Origin of the sequence: Maribacter antarcticus DSM 21422 (assembly GCF_000621125.1) — a bacterium.
Taxonomy (GTDB): Bacteria; Bacteroidota; Bacteroidia; order Flavobacteriales; family Flavobacteriaceae; genus Maribacter; species Maribacter antarcticus.
In genome coordinates this window covers 155567-172787 of record NZ_JHZC01000009.1, presented here as the reverse complement: position 1 = coordinate 172787, position 17221 = coordinate 155567, and the positions used below count along the sequence as shown (strand labels likewise).

Here is a 17221-nt window from a genome sequence, read left to right as displayed (position 1 = left end):
AACGTATTATACGAAATAGATGGTTTTCCCATCTTTCCTTTTTTAGTGGTAATGATGATTACACCATTTGCCGCTCTAGAACCATAAATAGATGCAGCTGATGCATCTTTTAGTACCTGTAAAGACTCAATGTCATTCGGGTTTATGTTTCCTGGATCTGTGGAAGGCACACCATCTATAATGTATAGAGGATCGTTATTACCTACAGAACCAAAACCACGAATACGCACGGTAGCTGAACCACCTGCACGTGAATCGTTGACAATATTTACACCGGCAGCCCTACCTTGTAATTGTTGGGCAAACGTTGTTGCTGGTACAGCAAGTAGTTGATCTACATCTACTACAGCAACTGCACCGGTCAAATCCTTTTTGGCCTGTGAACCGTAACCAGTAACAACAACTTCGTCTAGTTTGCTAGCATCCTCTTCAAGGGTAATATCAATATTAGTCTGTCCACTTACAGGAACTTGAGCGGTCTTGTAACCAATATAGCTAAAAACAAGAGTTGCCTCTGCATTGGCATCGATAGTGTAGTTACCATCAAAATCAGTTTGTGTTCCATTTGTTGTTCCTTTTACCAGCACGTTAGCTCCAGGCAATGGGCCTGTGGCGTCGGAGACGGTACCATTGATTGTTTGTGCCTGCAATAATCCAAAGCATAAAAATACCCCGACAAATGCCAGACTTTTTAATAGTGTAATCTTCATAAATAATTAATTTTTAAGTTGAGTTAATTAAATCAAAAAAGAAAAGTATGTAAATATTTTGTTAAATACGACAGAATGCTACAATTGAAAATAGCGAAACCGTTTTCGTGTTAATAACTTTTATATTTTGAGAGTTTACTAATTGAGTTATTATTGAATTATAGGATTCATAATTAATGCCTAAAAAAACTGTGATATTTGAATATATTATAAAGATAGCACTTTTTTATTTTCTTAATATTTTTAACATTTTATACTTTTTAAGGCTGTATTAATAAATACCGATTCAAATAGCGTACTTTGACTTCCAGTCATTAAATTGACTTTTTGGTTAATACTTAGTTTAATTTTTACCTTCGGTTTTGAAAAGAAAAATAACTTTAAAGCATATTGCTCGTGAATTAGAGGTTTCGATATCTACAGTATCCAAAGCGCTTAATAATAGTAGCGAAATAAGTAGGGATACTAAAGATAAGATACAGGCGTTTGCAAAACTCTATAATTATAAGCCTAACAATATTGCTGTTAGTCTAAAGAATAAGCGTACCAAAAATATTGGGGTGATTATTCCTGATATTGTCCATCATTTTTTTACTACGGTTTTTAGGGGTATTGAACAATACGCCAATCAACATGGATACAATGTAATTGTTTGCGTGTCTGACGAGTCCTTTGATCGTGAGGTCATTAATATGGAGATGCTTGCCAATGGGAGTATAGATGGGTTTATTATGGCCTTGGCGGGGGAGACTCAATTAAAGAAGGATTTTAACCATCTTAAGGAGGTTACAGAGCAAGGTATCCCATTAGTACTTTTTGACCGGGTAACTGATGAAATACGCTGTGATAAGGTAGTGTTGAACGATGCTGAGATTGCATATGAGGCTACTGATAGTTTAATTGCCGAAGGGAGAAAGCGCATTGCTTTACTTACCACGGATAATTTTTTTAGTGTAAGTAGTTCCAGAGAACTTGGTTATAGGAAAGCGTTAGAGGAACATCACATAAGCATTGATGAGCAGTTAATTTTAAGGCTGCCTTATAACGAGGATGTTAATGGGATAGAATCTTTTTTGGTCGCGAATAATATTGATGCTATTTTATCTGTAAACGAAATATTTGCAATACACTGTATGGGCTTGGTTCAAAAGATGGGCTTGAAGATACCTGAGGATATATCTGTTATAGGTTTTACAGATGGGATACTGTCTAAATATTCTGAGCCCAAATTAACTACCGTGGCACAACACGGCGATAAAATGGGAGAAGTTGCTGCAAAGTTGCTGATCGAAAAGATAGAAAATGATTTTGATGAAGAAGAGGAAGTTTTTTCCACAGAGGTCATATCTGCTACCATAATCAGAAGGGAATCAACAATCAATTAATTTTTTAGAATAGATGCGAAAGGTTGGATTTATTTTCGATTTGGACGGTGTTATTGTAGATACTGCCAAATACCATTACCTAGCTTGGAGAAAGTTAGCTAATGAATTGGGTTTTGACTTTACACATGACCAGAACGAGCTTTTTAAAGGCGTAAGTAGAAAACGGTGTTTGGAGATTTTGTTAAATATTGGAGATGTTACCGCGACCCATGAACAGTTTGATAGGTGGATGATAGATAAGAATGTAGATTATTTGGAGTACATAGAAAATATGGATGCCTCCGAAATTTTACCTGATGTTCCAAGGGTTCTTAAGTATTTGAAGGAAAGGGATATGCCTATCGCATTAGGCTCTGCTAGCAAGAACGCAAGGCCTATTTTGGAAAAGGTGGGACTTCTGCATTATTTTGATGCTATAGTGGATGGTAATAACGTAACAAAAGCGAAGCCGGACCCAGAGGTTTTTTTGATTGCCGCCAAAAATTTAGGGGTAAATCCTTTAGATGGTGTTGTTTTTGAGGATGCTGTTGCAGGAATACAAGCCGCTAATGCTGCGGGAATGATAAGTGTAGGTATAGGAGATAATCAAATTTTATTCGAAGCAGCGCATAATTTCAATGATTTCACAGAAATGGATTCAGGGTTTTTGGATGGGCTGAGAGCCCTAACCTAAATACCATGCTTTATATAACAAGGATTAAAAAGAAAGTAAAATAAAAAATTTCTCTCCCTTTGTGCTATCAGAAAGGTTTACTGAAATAAATGTAGTATGGTTGAGAAATTATAATAAAAGAGAAATTACATGAATCAAAATTATATAAAAGCAGACAATTGGTCTATTATAGAAGAGGGTTTTGAGAAGGGTCGCGTTAAATCTTCTGAGAGTCTTTTTAGTATCGGAAACGGCGCTATGGGACAACGGGCCAATTTCGAGGAAATGTATACTGGAGAAACGTTCCAAGGGAGTTATGTTGCAGGCGTGTACTATCCCGATAAAACTAGGGTAGGTTGGTGGAAGAATGGGTATCCGGAATATTTTGCCAAAGTCTTGAATGCACCTAATTGGATAGGAATAGGTGTTTCGGTAAACGGCGAGGTCCTAGATTTGAACAGATGTAAAAAGGTGTCTAATTTCCGTAGGGAATTGAATATGCAAGAAGGTTGGTATAAAAGAACCTTTACTGTAACCCTATTAAATGGGTTGGAAGTACAGGCGGAGATTCTGCGTTTTCTAAGTTTAGATTTGGATGAACTAGGTGCGATTTCCTATAATCTCAAGGTTTTAAATACAGACGCTGAGATTACTTTTGAACCTTATTTGGATAGCGGAATTACAAATGAGGACAGTAATTGGGACGATAAATTTTGGAATACGACTAACATAAGTTTTACTGATAATCGTGCATTTATTTCCGCACATACGATGAAGACTAATTTTGAAACCTGTACGTTTATGCAAGCGTATTTGGATTATCAGGGTGAGGCTGTTTCCGGGGGTGTAGGTGCAGAAACGGAAACCACTGTTTCCTTTACTTTTAAACAGAAAGTGAAAGCCGGCGAAACTATAACCTTAACAAAATTTGGCGGCTATACCGTTTCCCGTAACCATAAATCGGGTCATCTGGTGGACGCAGCAAATAGAGTTTTGGATAAAGCCAGTGCATTAGGTTTTGTTGAATTATTGGAAAAGCAGAAAAAAGCTTGGAACAACATCTGGCAAATGAGCGACATTACTATAGAAGGGGATGTAAAGGCGCAACAGGGAATACGTTTCAATATATTTCAACTAAATCAGACTTATTTGGGAACAGATTCCAGATTAAACATAGGCCCAAAAGGATTTACAGGAGAAAAATACGGTGGTAGCACCTATTGGGATACCGAAGCGTATTGTCTTCCGTTTTACATGACTACTAAGGATGACACCGTAGCGAGAAAGTTATTGAAATATCGCTATAATCACTTAGAAAAGGCAATAGAGAATGCTAAAAAATTAGGATTTTCGAACGGTGCTGCGCTATATCCCATGGTAACCATGAATGGTGAAGAGTGTCATAACGAGTGGGAAATCACCTTCGAGGAAATACATAGGAACGGTGCCATCGCTTTTGCCATCTATAATTATTACAGATATACGAGCGATTATAGTTACATACCCGAAATGGGATTAGAAGTGCTCATAGGTATTTCAAGGTTTTGGCACCAGCGGGTCAATTTTTCTAAAGAAAAAGGGAAGTATGTGATGTTAGGCGTAACAGGGCCTAATGAATATGAAAACAATGTAAACAATAACTGGTATACCAATTACTTGGCCAAGTGGTGCATCAATTACACCCTCGAGCAGCTAGGCAAGGTAAAAGATGGTTATTCGGAAGATTATAGTCGTATTATAGGAAAGACTAAGTTAACCGATTTCGAATGTGAGCATTGGAAAGAAGTAGCGGATAATCTGTACTTCCCGTTTTCAGAAAAGCAGCAGGTGTATTTGCAGCAAGATGGTTTTTTGGACAAGGAAATGATAAAGGTGGTAGATTTGCCAAAAACCGAACGTCCAATTAACCAAAAATGGAGTTGGGATAGGATTCTACGTTCTCCCTATATCAAACAAGCAGATGTATTACAAGGCTTTTACCTGTTTGAAGATCATTTTTCAAAGGAGGAATTGGAACGGCATTATGATTTCTACGAACCTTTTACGGTGCATGAATCTTCCTTATCACCTTGTGTTCATAGCATACAGGCTGCAAAGCTAGGCAGAATGCAACAGGCGTATAGATTTTATCTGCGCACCTCCAGATTAGATTTGGATGATTACAACAAAGAAGTGGAGGAAGGGCTACATATTACCTCTATGGCTGGCACATGGATGAGTATTGTAGAAGGTTTTGGAGGAATGAGAGTGTTAGAGGATAAACTATCTTTTACGCCTCAAATTCCCAGCCAGTGGGAGACCTATTCCTTTAAGGTTAATTTTAGAAACAGAATTATAAAGGTTGTTGTTACTCAGGACAAGACAAGTTTTGAACTTAGCGGTACAAATGAAATGTCTATAAGGGTAAATGAGGAACGCATTACACTCTTGCCAGGTAAGATAGTCATCGTTTAATAGTTAAAATAGGATGCCGCGAAAAGTATGTATGATATTTTGTGCTTTGTAGTATTGGCCAGCTTTTCATGTGAATAAAAGGCTAAAAAATCGGTTATTAATATCATGAGTAAAGATAGAAAAATTGTAGTTTATCAAGTGTTTACCCGTTTGTTTGGGAATACGAATACCACCAATAAACCTTGGGGTACTATAGACGAGAACGGTGTTGGCAAGTTCAATGATTTCACCAACGAGGCTTTAGAACAAATTAGGGATTTGGGCATTACCCATATCTGGTATACCGGAGTGCCGCATCATGCCGTAATTAATGACTATACTGAATATGGTATTTCAAACGATCACCCTGATGTCGTAAAAGGTAGGGCAGGTTCGCCCTATGCAGTAAAGGATTACTATAATGTAAACCCAGATCTTGCAGTAGACCCAAAAAATAGGCTGGAGGAGTTTAAGGCATTGATAAAAAGAACCCATGCAAATGGGATGAAGGTCATTATTGATATCGTTCCCAATCATGTGGCACGTGGTTATAAAGGATTGACTAATCCTGAAGGAGTTTCGGATTTTGGCGCAAATGATTATACAACCAGTGTATACCATAAGAATAATAATTTTTATTATATCCCAGGAAGTACTTTTAAGGTGCCTGAGTGGCGCAATGGATATGTGCCATTGGGAGGTGAACAAGATACCTTGGTCAATTCCAAGTTTATCGAAGTTCCTGCAAAATGGACGGGTAACGGGTCTAGACTGGTGCAGCCCGATTACAACGATTGGTATGAAACCGTTAAAATTAATTATGGAGTGAACCCAGACGGTACCGTAGACTTTGATATACTTCCTCAAGAGTTTTTAGAAAAAGATGTGGAGGCCCATTTTAAGTTTTGGAAGGACAAAGAGGTTCCTGATTCTTGGAACAAGTTTACCGATATTGCTTTGTATTGGATGGATTTGGGTGTAGATGGTTTTCGCTACGATATGGCTGAAATGGTACCGGTTGAGTTTTGGAGTTATATGAATTCCAGTATCAAAATAAAAAATCCTCACGCTTTTTTACTGGCTGAGGTATATAATCCAGATTTATACCGAGAATATATTCACAAGGGAAAAATGGACTACCTCTACGATAAAGTAGAGCTTTACGATAGTATAAAACACATCATGCAAGGCTACGGGTGGACAGATCATATTCCCGTAGTTCAAAACGGATTAAAGGACATAGAGCACAACATGCTTCATTTTCTAGAAAATCATGACGAACAGCGTATCGCTAGTCCAGAATTTGCAGGTAGTGCAGAACTTGCTATGCCTGCCATGGTGGTTTCAGCCACGCTGAGTACGTCACCTACGATGCTTTATTTTGGTCAAGAAGTCGGTGAAGCTGGAGCTGAAAAAGCTGGCTTTGGGAGTCCATCACGAACTTCTATTTTTGATTATATTGGTGTGCCTATTTTCCAACGATGGGTGAACGATAAAAAATTCGATGGCGGTCAATTAACTGAAGATGAAAGGGGACTGCGCGATTTTTATAGACGTTTGTTGAATTTTACTATTTCTAGCGAAGCTTTGATGGGCTACTATCAAGACATTCATTTTTACAATAGGGAGCATACGGAATGGTACAACTATTATGTACTTTCTTATGTGCGTTGGTCCGATACGCAGAAATTGATTGTGGTTTCTAATTTTCATGCGAACGATATCTTTGGCTTCGAGTTACAAGTTCCTGAAGAAATCATTCAAAAATGGGCCCTATCGGAAGGGAACTTCCCAATTACTGATATTCTTTACGGTAGCGAACACGTTTTAAAAGTAAAAAATGGAATAGGCAAATTTCGGGTAGATATAAATCCATTGGAATCCTTTATTTTTGAAGTGAATTAAATTTAGTTGAATGAAACGATGTAAGTGTTTATTTTGGGTTTTACCCTTGTTAATTTTAGCGGGTTGTATGGAAGAAAAAAAACCTTTAGTGATTGGTCATAGAGGTGCCATGGGCCACGAAACGGAAAACACCCTGGCATCTGTTCAAAAAGCACTTGATCTTGGTGTTGATATGATTGAAATCGATGTGTTTAAAATCAGTACTGGAGAGGTTGTAGTTTTTCATGATCAAACCGTAGATAGACTAACGAACGGTCCTGGGAACATAGAGGAATTTAATATTTCCGATTTAAGTCGATTAACATTGGATGGGGGTCATAAAATACCAATGCTTCAAGATGTTTTAAAATTAATCGATAATAAAGTAGTCTTGAATATTGAGCTCAAGGGTGCAAATACTGCGGACAAGGTAAACCAAGCAATTAAATTTTATACAGAAAAAAGGGGATGGTCTTCCGATAATTTTATCGTTTCCAGTTTTAATTGGGAAGAACTAAGAACATTGCGAAAATTAAACAATAGCGTGGCTATTGCCATTTTAATAGAAGATAATCCGTTGGACGCACTTGCAATTGGGACAGAATTGAATGCGGTTGCTATAAACCCAAATTTTAAAAATCTAGATACAGATGTAGTAGCGACAATAAAGCAGGCAGGTTTTAAGATTTACACATGGACGGTGAATGAACCAGGTGATATTACAGCTGTGAAAAATATGGGTGTAGACGGTATCATTACCAATTTTCCGGAACGCGTGTACTAATGCACGATATTATTATAATAGGAGGTGGTGCAGCAGGATTTTATTCGGCCATACATATAGCTGAGGGTTTACCAAACCTAAATATCGCTATTTTGGAGCGAGGCAAAGAAGTGCTTACCAAAGTAAAGGTTTCTGGCGGTGGTCGCTGCAATGTCACCCATGCGCAATTTGACCCTAAAGAACTTAGTACAAACTATCCCAGAGGTGAAAAAGAGCTCTTGGGTCCTTTTCACAGCTATGCAAGTGGCGACACCGTAGGTTTTTTCGAAGAACGTGGTATCGAACTAAAAATAGAGGATGATGGCAGAATGTTTCCGGTCAGTAATTCTTCCCAGACCATTATCGATTGCTTTACTTCAGAAGCGGATCGTTTAGGGATAACTCTTCATACCCGTTGTTCCGTTACTGGAATTAAACGGATAGATAACGGCACTGAATATTTTTGGGAGGTAGTGACTCATGAAAACACTTTTAAGACTCGTTATGTGGTCATGGCCACGGGTAGCAATCCCAAAATGTGGAATTTAATACATCAATTGGGGCATACGATTGTTCCACCTGCTCCATCCTTATTTACTTTTAATATTTCCGATGAACGTATTTCCGATATTCCTGGACTGAGTACAGTGGCCGAGGTGAGCGTTTTGGATAAAAAGGGAAAGCATCAGAAACTTAAGTCCAAAGATATAAAAGAAGGCGTTTTGTTCTCCGAAGGTCCCTTGTTGATTACCCATTGGGGCATGAGTGGACCTGCTATTTTGAAACTGTCAGCGTGGGGAGCCCGATTATTAAAGGAATATGATTATCGATTTAAAATTTCCGTGAACTGGGCACCTGAATACCATCAAAATGGATTGGTGGATTTGTTTATGGAGGTAAAACAGGTGGAACGCAAAACGGTGCTGCGAACCAAAGTATTGGAAATCCCCAAACGACTTTGGAAGAACTTGGTTGCCGCTGCGGGAATAAAAGACACGGAAACGTGGCCAGATGTATCCAAACAGCAATTACAGGAACTAGCGGAACAACTTACGCAGTGTGTTTTTCAAGTAAACGGAAAGAGTACCTTTAAGGAAGAATTCGTAACTGCAGGAGGTGTGGAGCTTAAGGAGGTCAATTTTAAAACCTACGAAAGCAAACTGTTACCACAACTTTATTTTGCGGGTGAAATCATTAATGTAGACGCCATAACCGGAGGCTTCAATTTTCAGAACGCTTGGACCGGAGGATATTTGGCAGCGCAAGGAATTATACACAACGAAACCCTAAATAAATAAGCGAGTATGCAAACGTACATTGCTTTTTTAAGGGGAATCAATGTAGGTGGAAGAAACAAGATGCCAATGTTAGCATTGCGTCAAGCTCTAGAAAGTTTTGGTTTTAAGAACGTTAGAACCTACATCCAAAGTGGTAATGTGGTATTTGAAGCTGGGTTGAGTTCTACCAATGTAATCATTACCTTAATCGAAAAAACGATTCAAGATACTTTTGGATGTAGCGTTCCAGTTCTGGTCATGACCGCAGCGAAATTGGAGTCTGTTTTATCCCAGAGTCCCTATAATCATGAAACGCAAATCAGTTCGAATAAAAGCTATTTTGTTTTGTTATTTGAAACACCGCGACAAGAATTACTAAAAATTTTTAAAGCACTGACCTATCCCAACGAACAGTTTCAAGTTTCTGATGCTTGTGTTTATCTCTTATGCCTAAACGGATATGGTAAAGCCAAACTCAATAATAATGTCATTGAAACCAAATTGAAAGTTGTTGCTACAGCTCGAAATTATAGGACGATGCAGAAAGTGCTGGCTTTGGTAGATTAGTTTGATGGCGGGATGCTTTTTTAATTTTGGTTTAACGTCAATTCAACTCCCAAATCTTATAATTCAAAGCCGTCGCAAAACACACCCAAAGTAAGTAGGGAACAAGGAGTAGGGCAGCTACTCTACTGACTACATAGAACCTTCTTATAGTTAAGAATAACATACACAAAAGTGCTAGGATGACCAGTAAGGCTAAAAAGGGATTTCTCAATCCAAAAAAGGCAATACTCCAGAATGCATTTAAAAGTAGTTGAAAACCAAAGTAGTATAAGCCTGTTTTAACCCACTTGTGATGAAAGCCCTTTGCCCAAACCCAACCTGCGGAAACTCCCATGAGAATGTATAGTACTGTCCATACTGGTGCGAAAAGCCAGCTTGGTGGATTGAAGTTTGGTTTATTTAGTGTTACAAACCATGTATTTACGGAACTCTGCGTTGCTGCGCTGGCAAGAAAACCAATAATAAGGCAGATAAAAACGCAAATAGCGATATAGGTAAGTTTTCTTTTCAAACTGTGGCGTATTTTCCCTAAAATAAGGATTTATTTTTATACAAGCTGGTAAAAACTATCTTTGCACAAAGTAGTGTATACATGACCGAAAAAGATTTTATTCCTTCCCCATATTCCCGTGTAAAATCAGAAGGTAAAGTGGGTTACAAATCTCCTAGTAATATTGCCTTGGTCAAGTATTGGGGAAAGAAAGAAAATCAGATTCCGGCGAATCCTTCTATCAGCTTTACTTTGGACGCTTGTGCCACCACTACCTACGTTTCGTTTGAGAAGTTATTAAAACCCGCTTCTAGCTTTTCTTTTGATTTGTTTTTTGAGGGCGAGGCCAAACCGGACTTCAGACCTAAGATTGAAACTTTTTTTAAACGGGTAGAACTGTACCTTCCTTTTCTAAGGAATTATCATTTTAAAATAGAAACATCCAACTCTTTTCCACATAGTAGTGGAATTGCGTCCTCGGCCAGTGGTATGTCTGCATTGGCTCTTTGTTTAATGGCGTTGGAAAGGGAATTGAGTCCTGGTATGAGTACTGAATTCTTTTCAAAAAAAGCTTCTTTTTTAGCTCGATTGGGTTCCGGGAGTGCCTGTAGAAGCCTAGAGGGAGATTTGGTGCAATGGGGAATTCATAAGGATAACTTGGAAAGCTCCAATCTGTATGGTGTGAAATATCCGCATGAAGTGCATTCGATTTTTAAAAAATTTCACGACACTATTTTGTTGGTTGATAAAGGGGAGAAACAAGTGAGCAGTACTGTGGGGCACGAATTAATGCACGGACATCCGTTCGCCGAGCAGCGTTTTAAGCAGGCACACGAGAATCTGTCCCGATTAAAATTAATTTTCAAGGAGGGTAATTTAGATAATTTCATTGAAATAGTGGAAAGCGAGGCTTTGACCTTACATGCGATGATGATGACTAGTCATCCTTATTTTATATTAATGAAGCCCAATACCTTAGAAATTATCAATCGGATATGGGCATTTAGAAAACGTTCAAAAACCCATGTTTGCTTTACCTTAGATGCAGGTGCTAATGTGCATGTGCTTTATCCAGAAAATGAGAAGGATGAAGTGTTTCAATTTATTACCGATGAGTTAATTGCTTTCTGTCAAAACCAGCAGTATCTTTGTGACAAAATTGGTTTTGGCGCAAGATTATTGATGAGTAATTAATAATTAAACCGTGAAACAAACGTTTTAATGCAACTGTAGAACTATATTATTTGTTGTTTTCGATTAAAAAGATAAAATTTACACAATAGATAAGTTATCTTTAATCAAAACATTTTACAGGATACAGTCACTTAAGTACCATGAAAGGACCCTTATTTTATTCTAAAATATTATTATTTGGAGAGTATGGAATCATTAAGGATTCCAAAGGACTTTCCATTCCTTATAACTTTTATAATGGTGCGTTAAAGTCAGACAACAATTTATCTGACATAGCCAAAAACTCAAATAGAAGTTTAGTTTCTTTTGCAACGTATTTGGAGCAATTATCAAAGGATGAACCTGATTTAGTCACTTTTGACCAAGAAAGACTCAAACAGGATGTGTCCAATGGAATGTATTTTGATAGTTCTATTCCTCAAGGCTATGGCGTTGGCAGTAGTGGCGCTTTGGTAGCTGCTATTTATGATAAGTATGCAGATGAGAAGATAACGGTACTTGAAAATCTGACTAGGGAAAAATTATTGACGCTTAAAGATATTTTTGGTAAAATGGAATCTTTCTTTCACGGAAAATCCTCGGGTCTAGATCCACTAAATAGTTACTTGAGTTTACCTATTTTGATTAATTCACAAGATAATATAGAGTCTGCAAATATTCCTTCACAGCATACCCAAGGTAGGGGTGCTGTTTTTTTGTTGGATAGCGGTACTACGGGAGAAACTGCTCCTATGGTGCAATTATTCATGGAGAAAATGAAAAATGAAGGTTTTAGGAATATGCTTAAGAATCAGTTCATAAAACATACAGATGCGTGTGTAGATGATTTTGTGAACGGAAACGTAACCTCACTCTTTGGAAATCTAAAGCAACTATCCAATGTAGTATTAGATAATTTTAAGCCTATGATTCCCGCTAAGTTTCACGCGCTTTGGAAACAAGGTATTGATACCAACGACTACTATCTGAAACTTTGTGGCTCTGGTGGAGGTGGTTATATTCTTGGTTTTACCGAGGATATAGACAAGGCTAAAACTGCACTTAAGGACTACCAATTAGAAGTGGTCTATAATTTCTAGCGATACCCAAACTACATGCTTAATAGAAAAAATAAACTCTTGCTGTTAAAAGTATTGAGTCTGTTTTCTGTGGTTCGCGGGTACAACATTCTAGTCATAGCACTCGCCCAATATTTGGCTGCTATTTATATTTTGGCACCTGACTTACCTGCACGTAGCGTAGCGCTTGATATTAACCTTTTTCTTTTGGTGTTTGTTTCTACGCTGGTAATCGCGAGCGGATACATCATTAATAACTTTTACGATGCCGAAAAAGACCTGATTAACAAACCTGCTAAGAGTATGTTGGATCGCTTGGTAAGTCAACGCTTTAAATTAAGTGCATATTTTATTCTCAACTTTATAGCGGTCTTCGCCGCGAGCTATGTTTCGTTTCGAGCAGTACTATTTTTCTCTGCCTATATCTTCGGTATATGGTTGTATTCTCACAAGTTAAAAAAGGTGCCTTTATTAGGAAATTTTGTTTCGGCTATTTTAGCCATTACCCCATTTTTTGTAGTTTTTGTATATTACAAAAATTTAGAAACTGTCATTTTTGTCCACGCTTTATTCCTCTTTCTGTTGATTTTGGCTCGGGAAATGATAAAGGATCTTGAAAATATTCCAGGGGATATGGCGCAAAATTATAAGACGATACCAATTATTTATGGACCAAAGGTTTCTAAAATAGCAATTGGCATCCTAGTACTTCTGACCCTGATACCGTCGCTTTTACTTATTTTTAAATTCGATATTGGATATATGGACTATTTCTTTATTAGTTGTGTAGCCTTACTTTTGCTCTTTTTGGTGCTATTACCTAGAGCTACTACTCGAAAACATTATATCTGGCTGCATAATATTTTGAAGTTTATTATTGTATCTGGTGTTTTTGGGATTCTTTTGATTGATGTAGATTTAGTCTTAAACCGTATTTTATGATGGATAATATTCTTAACGTAGCCTTGGCGCAGATAGCACCGGTTTGGTTAAATAAAGAGGCTACCTTGGCCAAAATCGAAAGGACCATTGTAGATGCAGCCAAGGAAAAAGCTGAATTACTAGTTTTTGGCGAGGCCCTTTTGCCAGGCTATCCTTTTTGGTTAGCGTTGACCGATGGCGCAAAATGGGATTTACAGGTGAATAAGGAACTCCATGGACATTATGTTAGAAATGCTGTTCAGCTTGAAGCTGGTGAATTGGACAATGTGTGTGCTTTGGCACGGCAACACAAAATGGCAATCTATTTGGGCCTAATGGAGCGAGCTAAAGACCGAGGAGGGCATAGTATTTATGCTTCGCTTGTTTATATTGACCAATGTGGTGAAATTAAATCCGTTCATCGAAAACTACAACCTACCCATGATGAACGTCTTACATGGTCACCAGGTGATGGTAACGGACTACGAGTACATGCTTTGAAACAATTTACAGTAGGTGGACTCAATTGTTGGGAGAATTGGATGCCATTACCTAGAGCCGCGCTTTATGGTCAGGGAGAAAACTTGCATGTAGCAGTATGGCCAGGAAGCGAACATAATACAAAAGATATTACACGATTTATCGCAAGGGAATCTCGGAGTTTTGTTATTTCTGTTTCCGCTTTAATGCGTAAAAATGATTTTCCAAAAGGAACACCACATTTGGAAAAACTTTTGGAAACTGCACCAGAAATATTGGCCAATGGAGGGTCCTGTATTGCAGGTCCGGATGGAGAGTGGATAGTACCTCCAGTCCTTAACAAAGAAGGCATCATATTCCAAGAATTAGATTTTAATCGCATTTATGAGGAACGACAGAATTTTGACCCTGTTGGACATTATTCGAGACCAGATGTTACGCAGCTTACCGTAAGTAGGGAACGCCAATCTACAGTGCGATTTACCGATGATTAATACGTGGTTATTTCCTTCCCTCCATAGGCATCAACTCATACCCTTGATTGATTCCTTTTTGAATGGGCGGAACTCCTTTTTCCATCCAAACGGGTTTTGCATCGTCCTTTAGATAATAATCAAAGAACTGCGCCATACGGATATTAAAATCCTTGCGATTCTGTATTTTCAGCGGCCAGTGCGGCTCGCCATTGTAGTTAAGGAACCAAGAAGGCTTGCCTAAACGGCGCAAGCTTACAAAGAATTCTATGCCTTGGTACCAAGGCACATGGCCATCTGCATCGTTATGCATGATTAACAATGGGGTGTTTATTTTGTCAATATTAAAAATGGGGGAGTTCTCTATATATCTGGCAGGATATTCCCATGGGGTACCACCAATTCTACTTTGGGTATGTTCGTATTGGAACTGTCGGCTCAGGCCTGTCCACCAACGAATACCACCATAAGCACTAATCATGTTGGGTACTGGCGCTCCGGACTCTGCTGCTTTGAAAATATCGGTCTTCGTAACCAGGTAGGCAATTTGATAACCGCCCCAGCTGTGTCCTTGTACACCAATATTATCCTTGTCCACGAACCCTTTTTCTACAAGCGAAGTGACACCGGGAATCACACAATTATAAGCACTCTCCCCAGGATAGCCTATGCGGTATTCTATATCTGGATTAAAGATGACATAACCTCTACTAGTATAAAAACTATAGTTGAGCGAGGAGCGTTCTGGTTTTGGTGCTCTATGCCTGTGGATACCATTCGAACTTTTTTCATAAAAGTTGACGAGCATTGGGTATTTTTTATTGGGGTCGAAATTTTCGGGCTTTACCAACATACCGGTAAGTTCTTTTCCATCCAAAGAAATCCAGTTCACCAATGCTATGCTTCCCCAGTTGTAATCTTCTTGTTGCGGGTTGGCATCGCTTAATTTTAAGCTCTTTTTAAAACCAAGATTAGAAACGCGCAGGTTTGGAAACTCAGCAAAGGATTCACGTGTGTAAATTAAGGCATCGTCCAATAAAGCCTTTTGTGGTGTAGAATAGCGATGCGGACTAGATAACAAGGTTTTTGTTTTTCTAGTTTTTGGATTGTACTGGGTATAACCAGCGTCTTTAGTGTCTTCGTTAAAAGTGGTCAACAACCAATTTTCATCCGAAGGAATGTAGCGTAGCTCATCATCTAGGGAAACATAGCGGTAGACCGTTTTGTTTTCTCTTCCGGAAGTCAGTTTAGTACCTGCTCCCGTATTGGGGTCAAATTGCCAAATATCGTAGCGGTCGTAAAGGATAAGATAGGCATCGTTTTTTGTCCATCCCGCAGCACCATAAGCTGAGGGAAAATTAGGGGAATCGTTCGTCTCGTTAAAAAACTGTTTTCCCTTGGTTAAGTCTTTTACGTTGCCATCAGGGAGCGTGTAACTCATCCAGGTACTATCGGTTCGACTGTACCCATAAGCAAACTGAGCCTTTGGACTCAGCTGCACTCTGGGCACTTTAGTCAAGGATAATAAGGTTTCTCCGGAGTTGGTGCTTATCAGTTTATAGTCATTGTCACGTCTACCGGTCCATTGACTTTCGAGTTCATAGGGAAGGGTGGTGTTAACCAAAGCATAGATAGCATTACCCTCATCACCCAATTCGGTATTGGGAAAATCACTTGTAGCCAAAGGCACTATTTTATTGCTTTTAAGATGTACTGCGGTGCGGTAGGAAGCAATGGAATCATTCTTTAATTGTAATTCCTGTACCGTATATAGTCTTTGTTCATCATAGGTCCACACCTCTACATTTACAATTTCGTCTTCTGTAAGGGTCGTGTCTTTTATAATTGGGGGAGTTGCCAGACCAAAGAATAGTTTGGATTCATCCTTTGAGAACTCGATACTGCCATAGGCAGAAACCAAATAGTCCTCTGGCGCAGTTGAAGGGTCTACTATTTTTTTGGCAATTTCGTTTCCTTTGTTCCATACATATAGTGCATTAGGTCTAATTTGAGTTTTGGTCGTGTCTGTATCTGTAACAAAACCTAAATGGTTTCCGGAATTGCTTAGGCTTAAATTAAAATATTTCGCTTTTTGGGCGCTATGTAATTTTATCCTAGTTTGGGTTTCTAAATCCATTATATAAACTGCGAAGTCATCCCCTTTAGCTTTTCCGGTGGTGGTATAGGCTATCGATTTCCCTTCTTTTGCAAAAGTGAAGTTGGTTATATAATGTAAGGTATCCTGTTTTCCAGTTTTCAAATTCCGTAGTACTAAATGGTATCCATTTTTTTTGTCTACTTTTTTTAATTTTTCCTTTTTATCTACTTTACCCTCAAGGGTGTCCTTTTCTTCATCTAGGTAATACGCCACATAGCCCGACCATTTTTCTGGAAGTTGAAAGGATTTTACGTGCGCTATTTTAGTAAGCTCATTTGTACTTAAATTCAAAATCCCTAAGGAATCTTTAGGCATGTCTTCCTTTTTGGTCTTTCTGCTTTTCATAGCTCGGACACTGTCTTTCCAAGCGGTAATGGCAAACAGCACAAACTCTGAATCGTAGGTAAAAGCTGCATTATCAGCTCTTTCATGTTCAAAAATCAGTTTTCCTTTGACATCCTTCACTCTCAACGTGGCATCTTTTTCCCCTTGCTCTACTTCATAAAGGACATAATTCCCGTTAGGAGAAATACAAGGGTTTTGAATGGTATTCCATAGTTCGTAGTCGGTATGGTCCAAGACTTTTTTTTGGGCAAAGACGGATGCGGATACGAGTACAATGAATAACAAAAGTGATTTTTTGATCATAATGGATTTTATATTTCCTTAAATATAGAAAATAATTGAAAAATGGAGGGTGATGGATATCGATTTAAAACCCACAATATTAATTTGATATGGAACGCTTTGCTACCTTTACACCAAATATGAGTACT

14 protein-coding genes are annotated in these 17221 nt (G+C 38.4%); 11 read left to right on the top strand and 3 right to left on the bottom strand.

Features of this window, described 5'->3' with window-relative positions:
• On the bottom strand, window positions 1–710 hold a 710-nt coding region (locus Q360_RS0110730; protein ID WP_027077102.1), incomplete at its 3' end, for a carboxypeptidase-like regulatory domain-containing protein.
• Window positions 711–1072: 362 nt separating this feature from the next.
• Here Q360_RS0110730 and Q360_RS0110725 point away from each other — a divergent pair.
• The 7 genes from Q360_RS0110725 (at window position 1073) to Q360_RS0110695 (ending at window position 9671) form a co-directional block, all read left to right on the top strand.
• Window positions 1073–2095 (top strand): LacI family DNA-binding transcriptional regulator, encoded by a 1023-nt coding sequence (locus tag Q360_RS0110725; RefSeq protein ID WP_027077101.1) that lies wholly within the window; start codon window positions 1073–1075, stop codon window positions 2093–2095.
• A 13-nt stretch (window positions 2096–2108) separates the two neighbouring features.
• Window positions 2109–2768: a beta-phosphoglucomutase gene (gene pgmB, locus Q360_RS0110720; RefSeq protein ID WP_027077100.1), complete on the top strand. Its 660-nt coding sequence runs from the start codon at window positions 2109–2111 to the stop codon at window positions 2766–2768.
• A 129-nt stretch (window positions 2769–2897) separates the two neighbouring features.
• Entirely contained in the window at window positions 2898–5201 is a 2304-nt protein-coding gene (locus Q360_RS0110715) for a glycoside hydrolase family 65 protein (protein WP_027077099.1), read from the top strand.
• A 105-nt stretch (window positions 5202–5306) separates the two neighbouring features.
• On the top strand, window positions 5307–7085 hold the full coding sequence (locus tag Q360_RS22970; protein ID WP_084273408.1) for an alpha-amylase family protein: 1779 nt from the start codon (window positions 5307–5309) through the stop codon (window positions 7083–7085).
• A 67-nt stretch (window positions 7086–7152) separates the two neighbouring features.
• Window positions 7153–7848, top strand: a complete 696-nt coding sequence (locus tag Q360_RS0110705) for a glycerophosphodiester phosphodiesterase (RefSeq protein ID WP_084273407.1) — start codon at window positions 7153–7155, stop codon at window positions 7846–7848.
• Complete coding sequence (locus Q360_RS0110700) at window positions 7848–9125, top strand: BaiN/RdsA family NAD(P)/FAD-dependent oxidoreductase (protein ID WP_027077097.1); 1278 nt, start codon at window positions 7848–7850, stop codon at window positions 9123–9125. Before Q360_RS0110705 ends, Q360_RS0110700 begins: the two co-directional genes overlap by 1 nt.
• Window positions 9126–9131: 6 nt before the next feature.
• Window positions 9132–9671 (top strand): DUF1697 domain-containing protein, encoded by a 540-nt coding sequence (locus Q360_RS0110695; protein ID WP_027077096.1) that lies wholly within the window; start codon window positions 9132–9134, stop codon window positions 9669–9671.
• Window positions 9672–9708: 37 nt separating this feature from the next.
• Here Q360_RS0110695 and Q360_RS0110690 read toward each other — a convergent pair whose 3' ends face one another.
• The gene (locus Q360_RS0110690; protein ID WP_027077095.1) at window positions 9709–10182 is read right to left on the bottom strand and encodes a TspO/MBR family protein; all 474 of its coding nucleotides are present in this window, start codon (window positions 10180–10182) and stop codon (window positions 9709–9711) included.
• An 81-nt stretch (window positions 10183–10263) separates the two neighbouring features.
• Here Q360_RS0110690 and Q360_RS0110685 point away from each other — a divergent pair, with 81 nt between their 5' ends.
• From Q360_RS0110685 to Q360_RS0110670, 4 genes are all read left to right on the top strand, one after another.
• Window positions 10264–11355: a diphosphomevalonate/mevalonate 3,5-bisphosphate decarboxylase family protein gene (locus tag Q360_RS0110685; protein WP_027077094.1), complete on the top strand. Its 1092-nt coding sequence runs from the start codon at window positions 10264–10266 to the stop codon at window positions 11353–11355.
• 140 nt (window positions 11356–11495) lie between these two features.
• Window positions 11496–12434, top strand: coding sequence for a mevalonate kinase family protein (locus Q360_RS0110680; RefSeq protein ID WP_027077093.1), 939 nt, complete (start codon window positions 11496–11498; stop codon window positions 12432–12434).
• Window positions 12435–12449: 15 nt separating this feature from the next.
• Window positions 12450–13355 carry a geranylgeranylglycerol-phosphate geranylgeranyltransferase gene (locus Q360_RS0110675; protein ID WP_027077092.1) on the top strand — a complete coding sequence of 302 codons (906 nt, stop codon included), beginning with the start codon at window positions 12450–12452 and terminating at the stop codon, window positions 13353–13355.
• Entirely contained in the window at window positions 13355–14308 is a 954-nt protein-coding gene (locus tag Q360_RS0110670; RefSeq protein WP_027077091.1) for a carbon-nitrogen hydrolase family protein, read from the top strand. Before Q360_RS0110675 ends, Q360_RS0110670 begins: the two co-directional genes overlap by 1 nt.
• 7 nt (window positions 14309–14315) lie before the next feature.
• On the opposite strand, the gene Q360_RS0110665 is transcribed toward Q360_RS0110670, so the two are convergent.
• A complete protein-coding gene (locus tag Q360_RS0110665; protein WP_027077090.1) occupies window positions 14316–17093 on the bottom strand; it encodes an alpha/beta hydrolase family protein in 2778 nt (925 codons plus the stop codon).
• Window positions 17094–17221 lie beyond the last annotated feature (128 nt).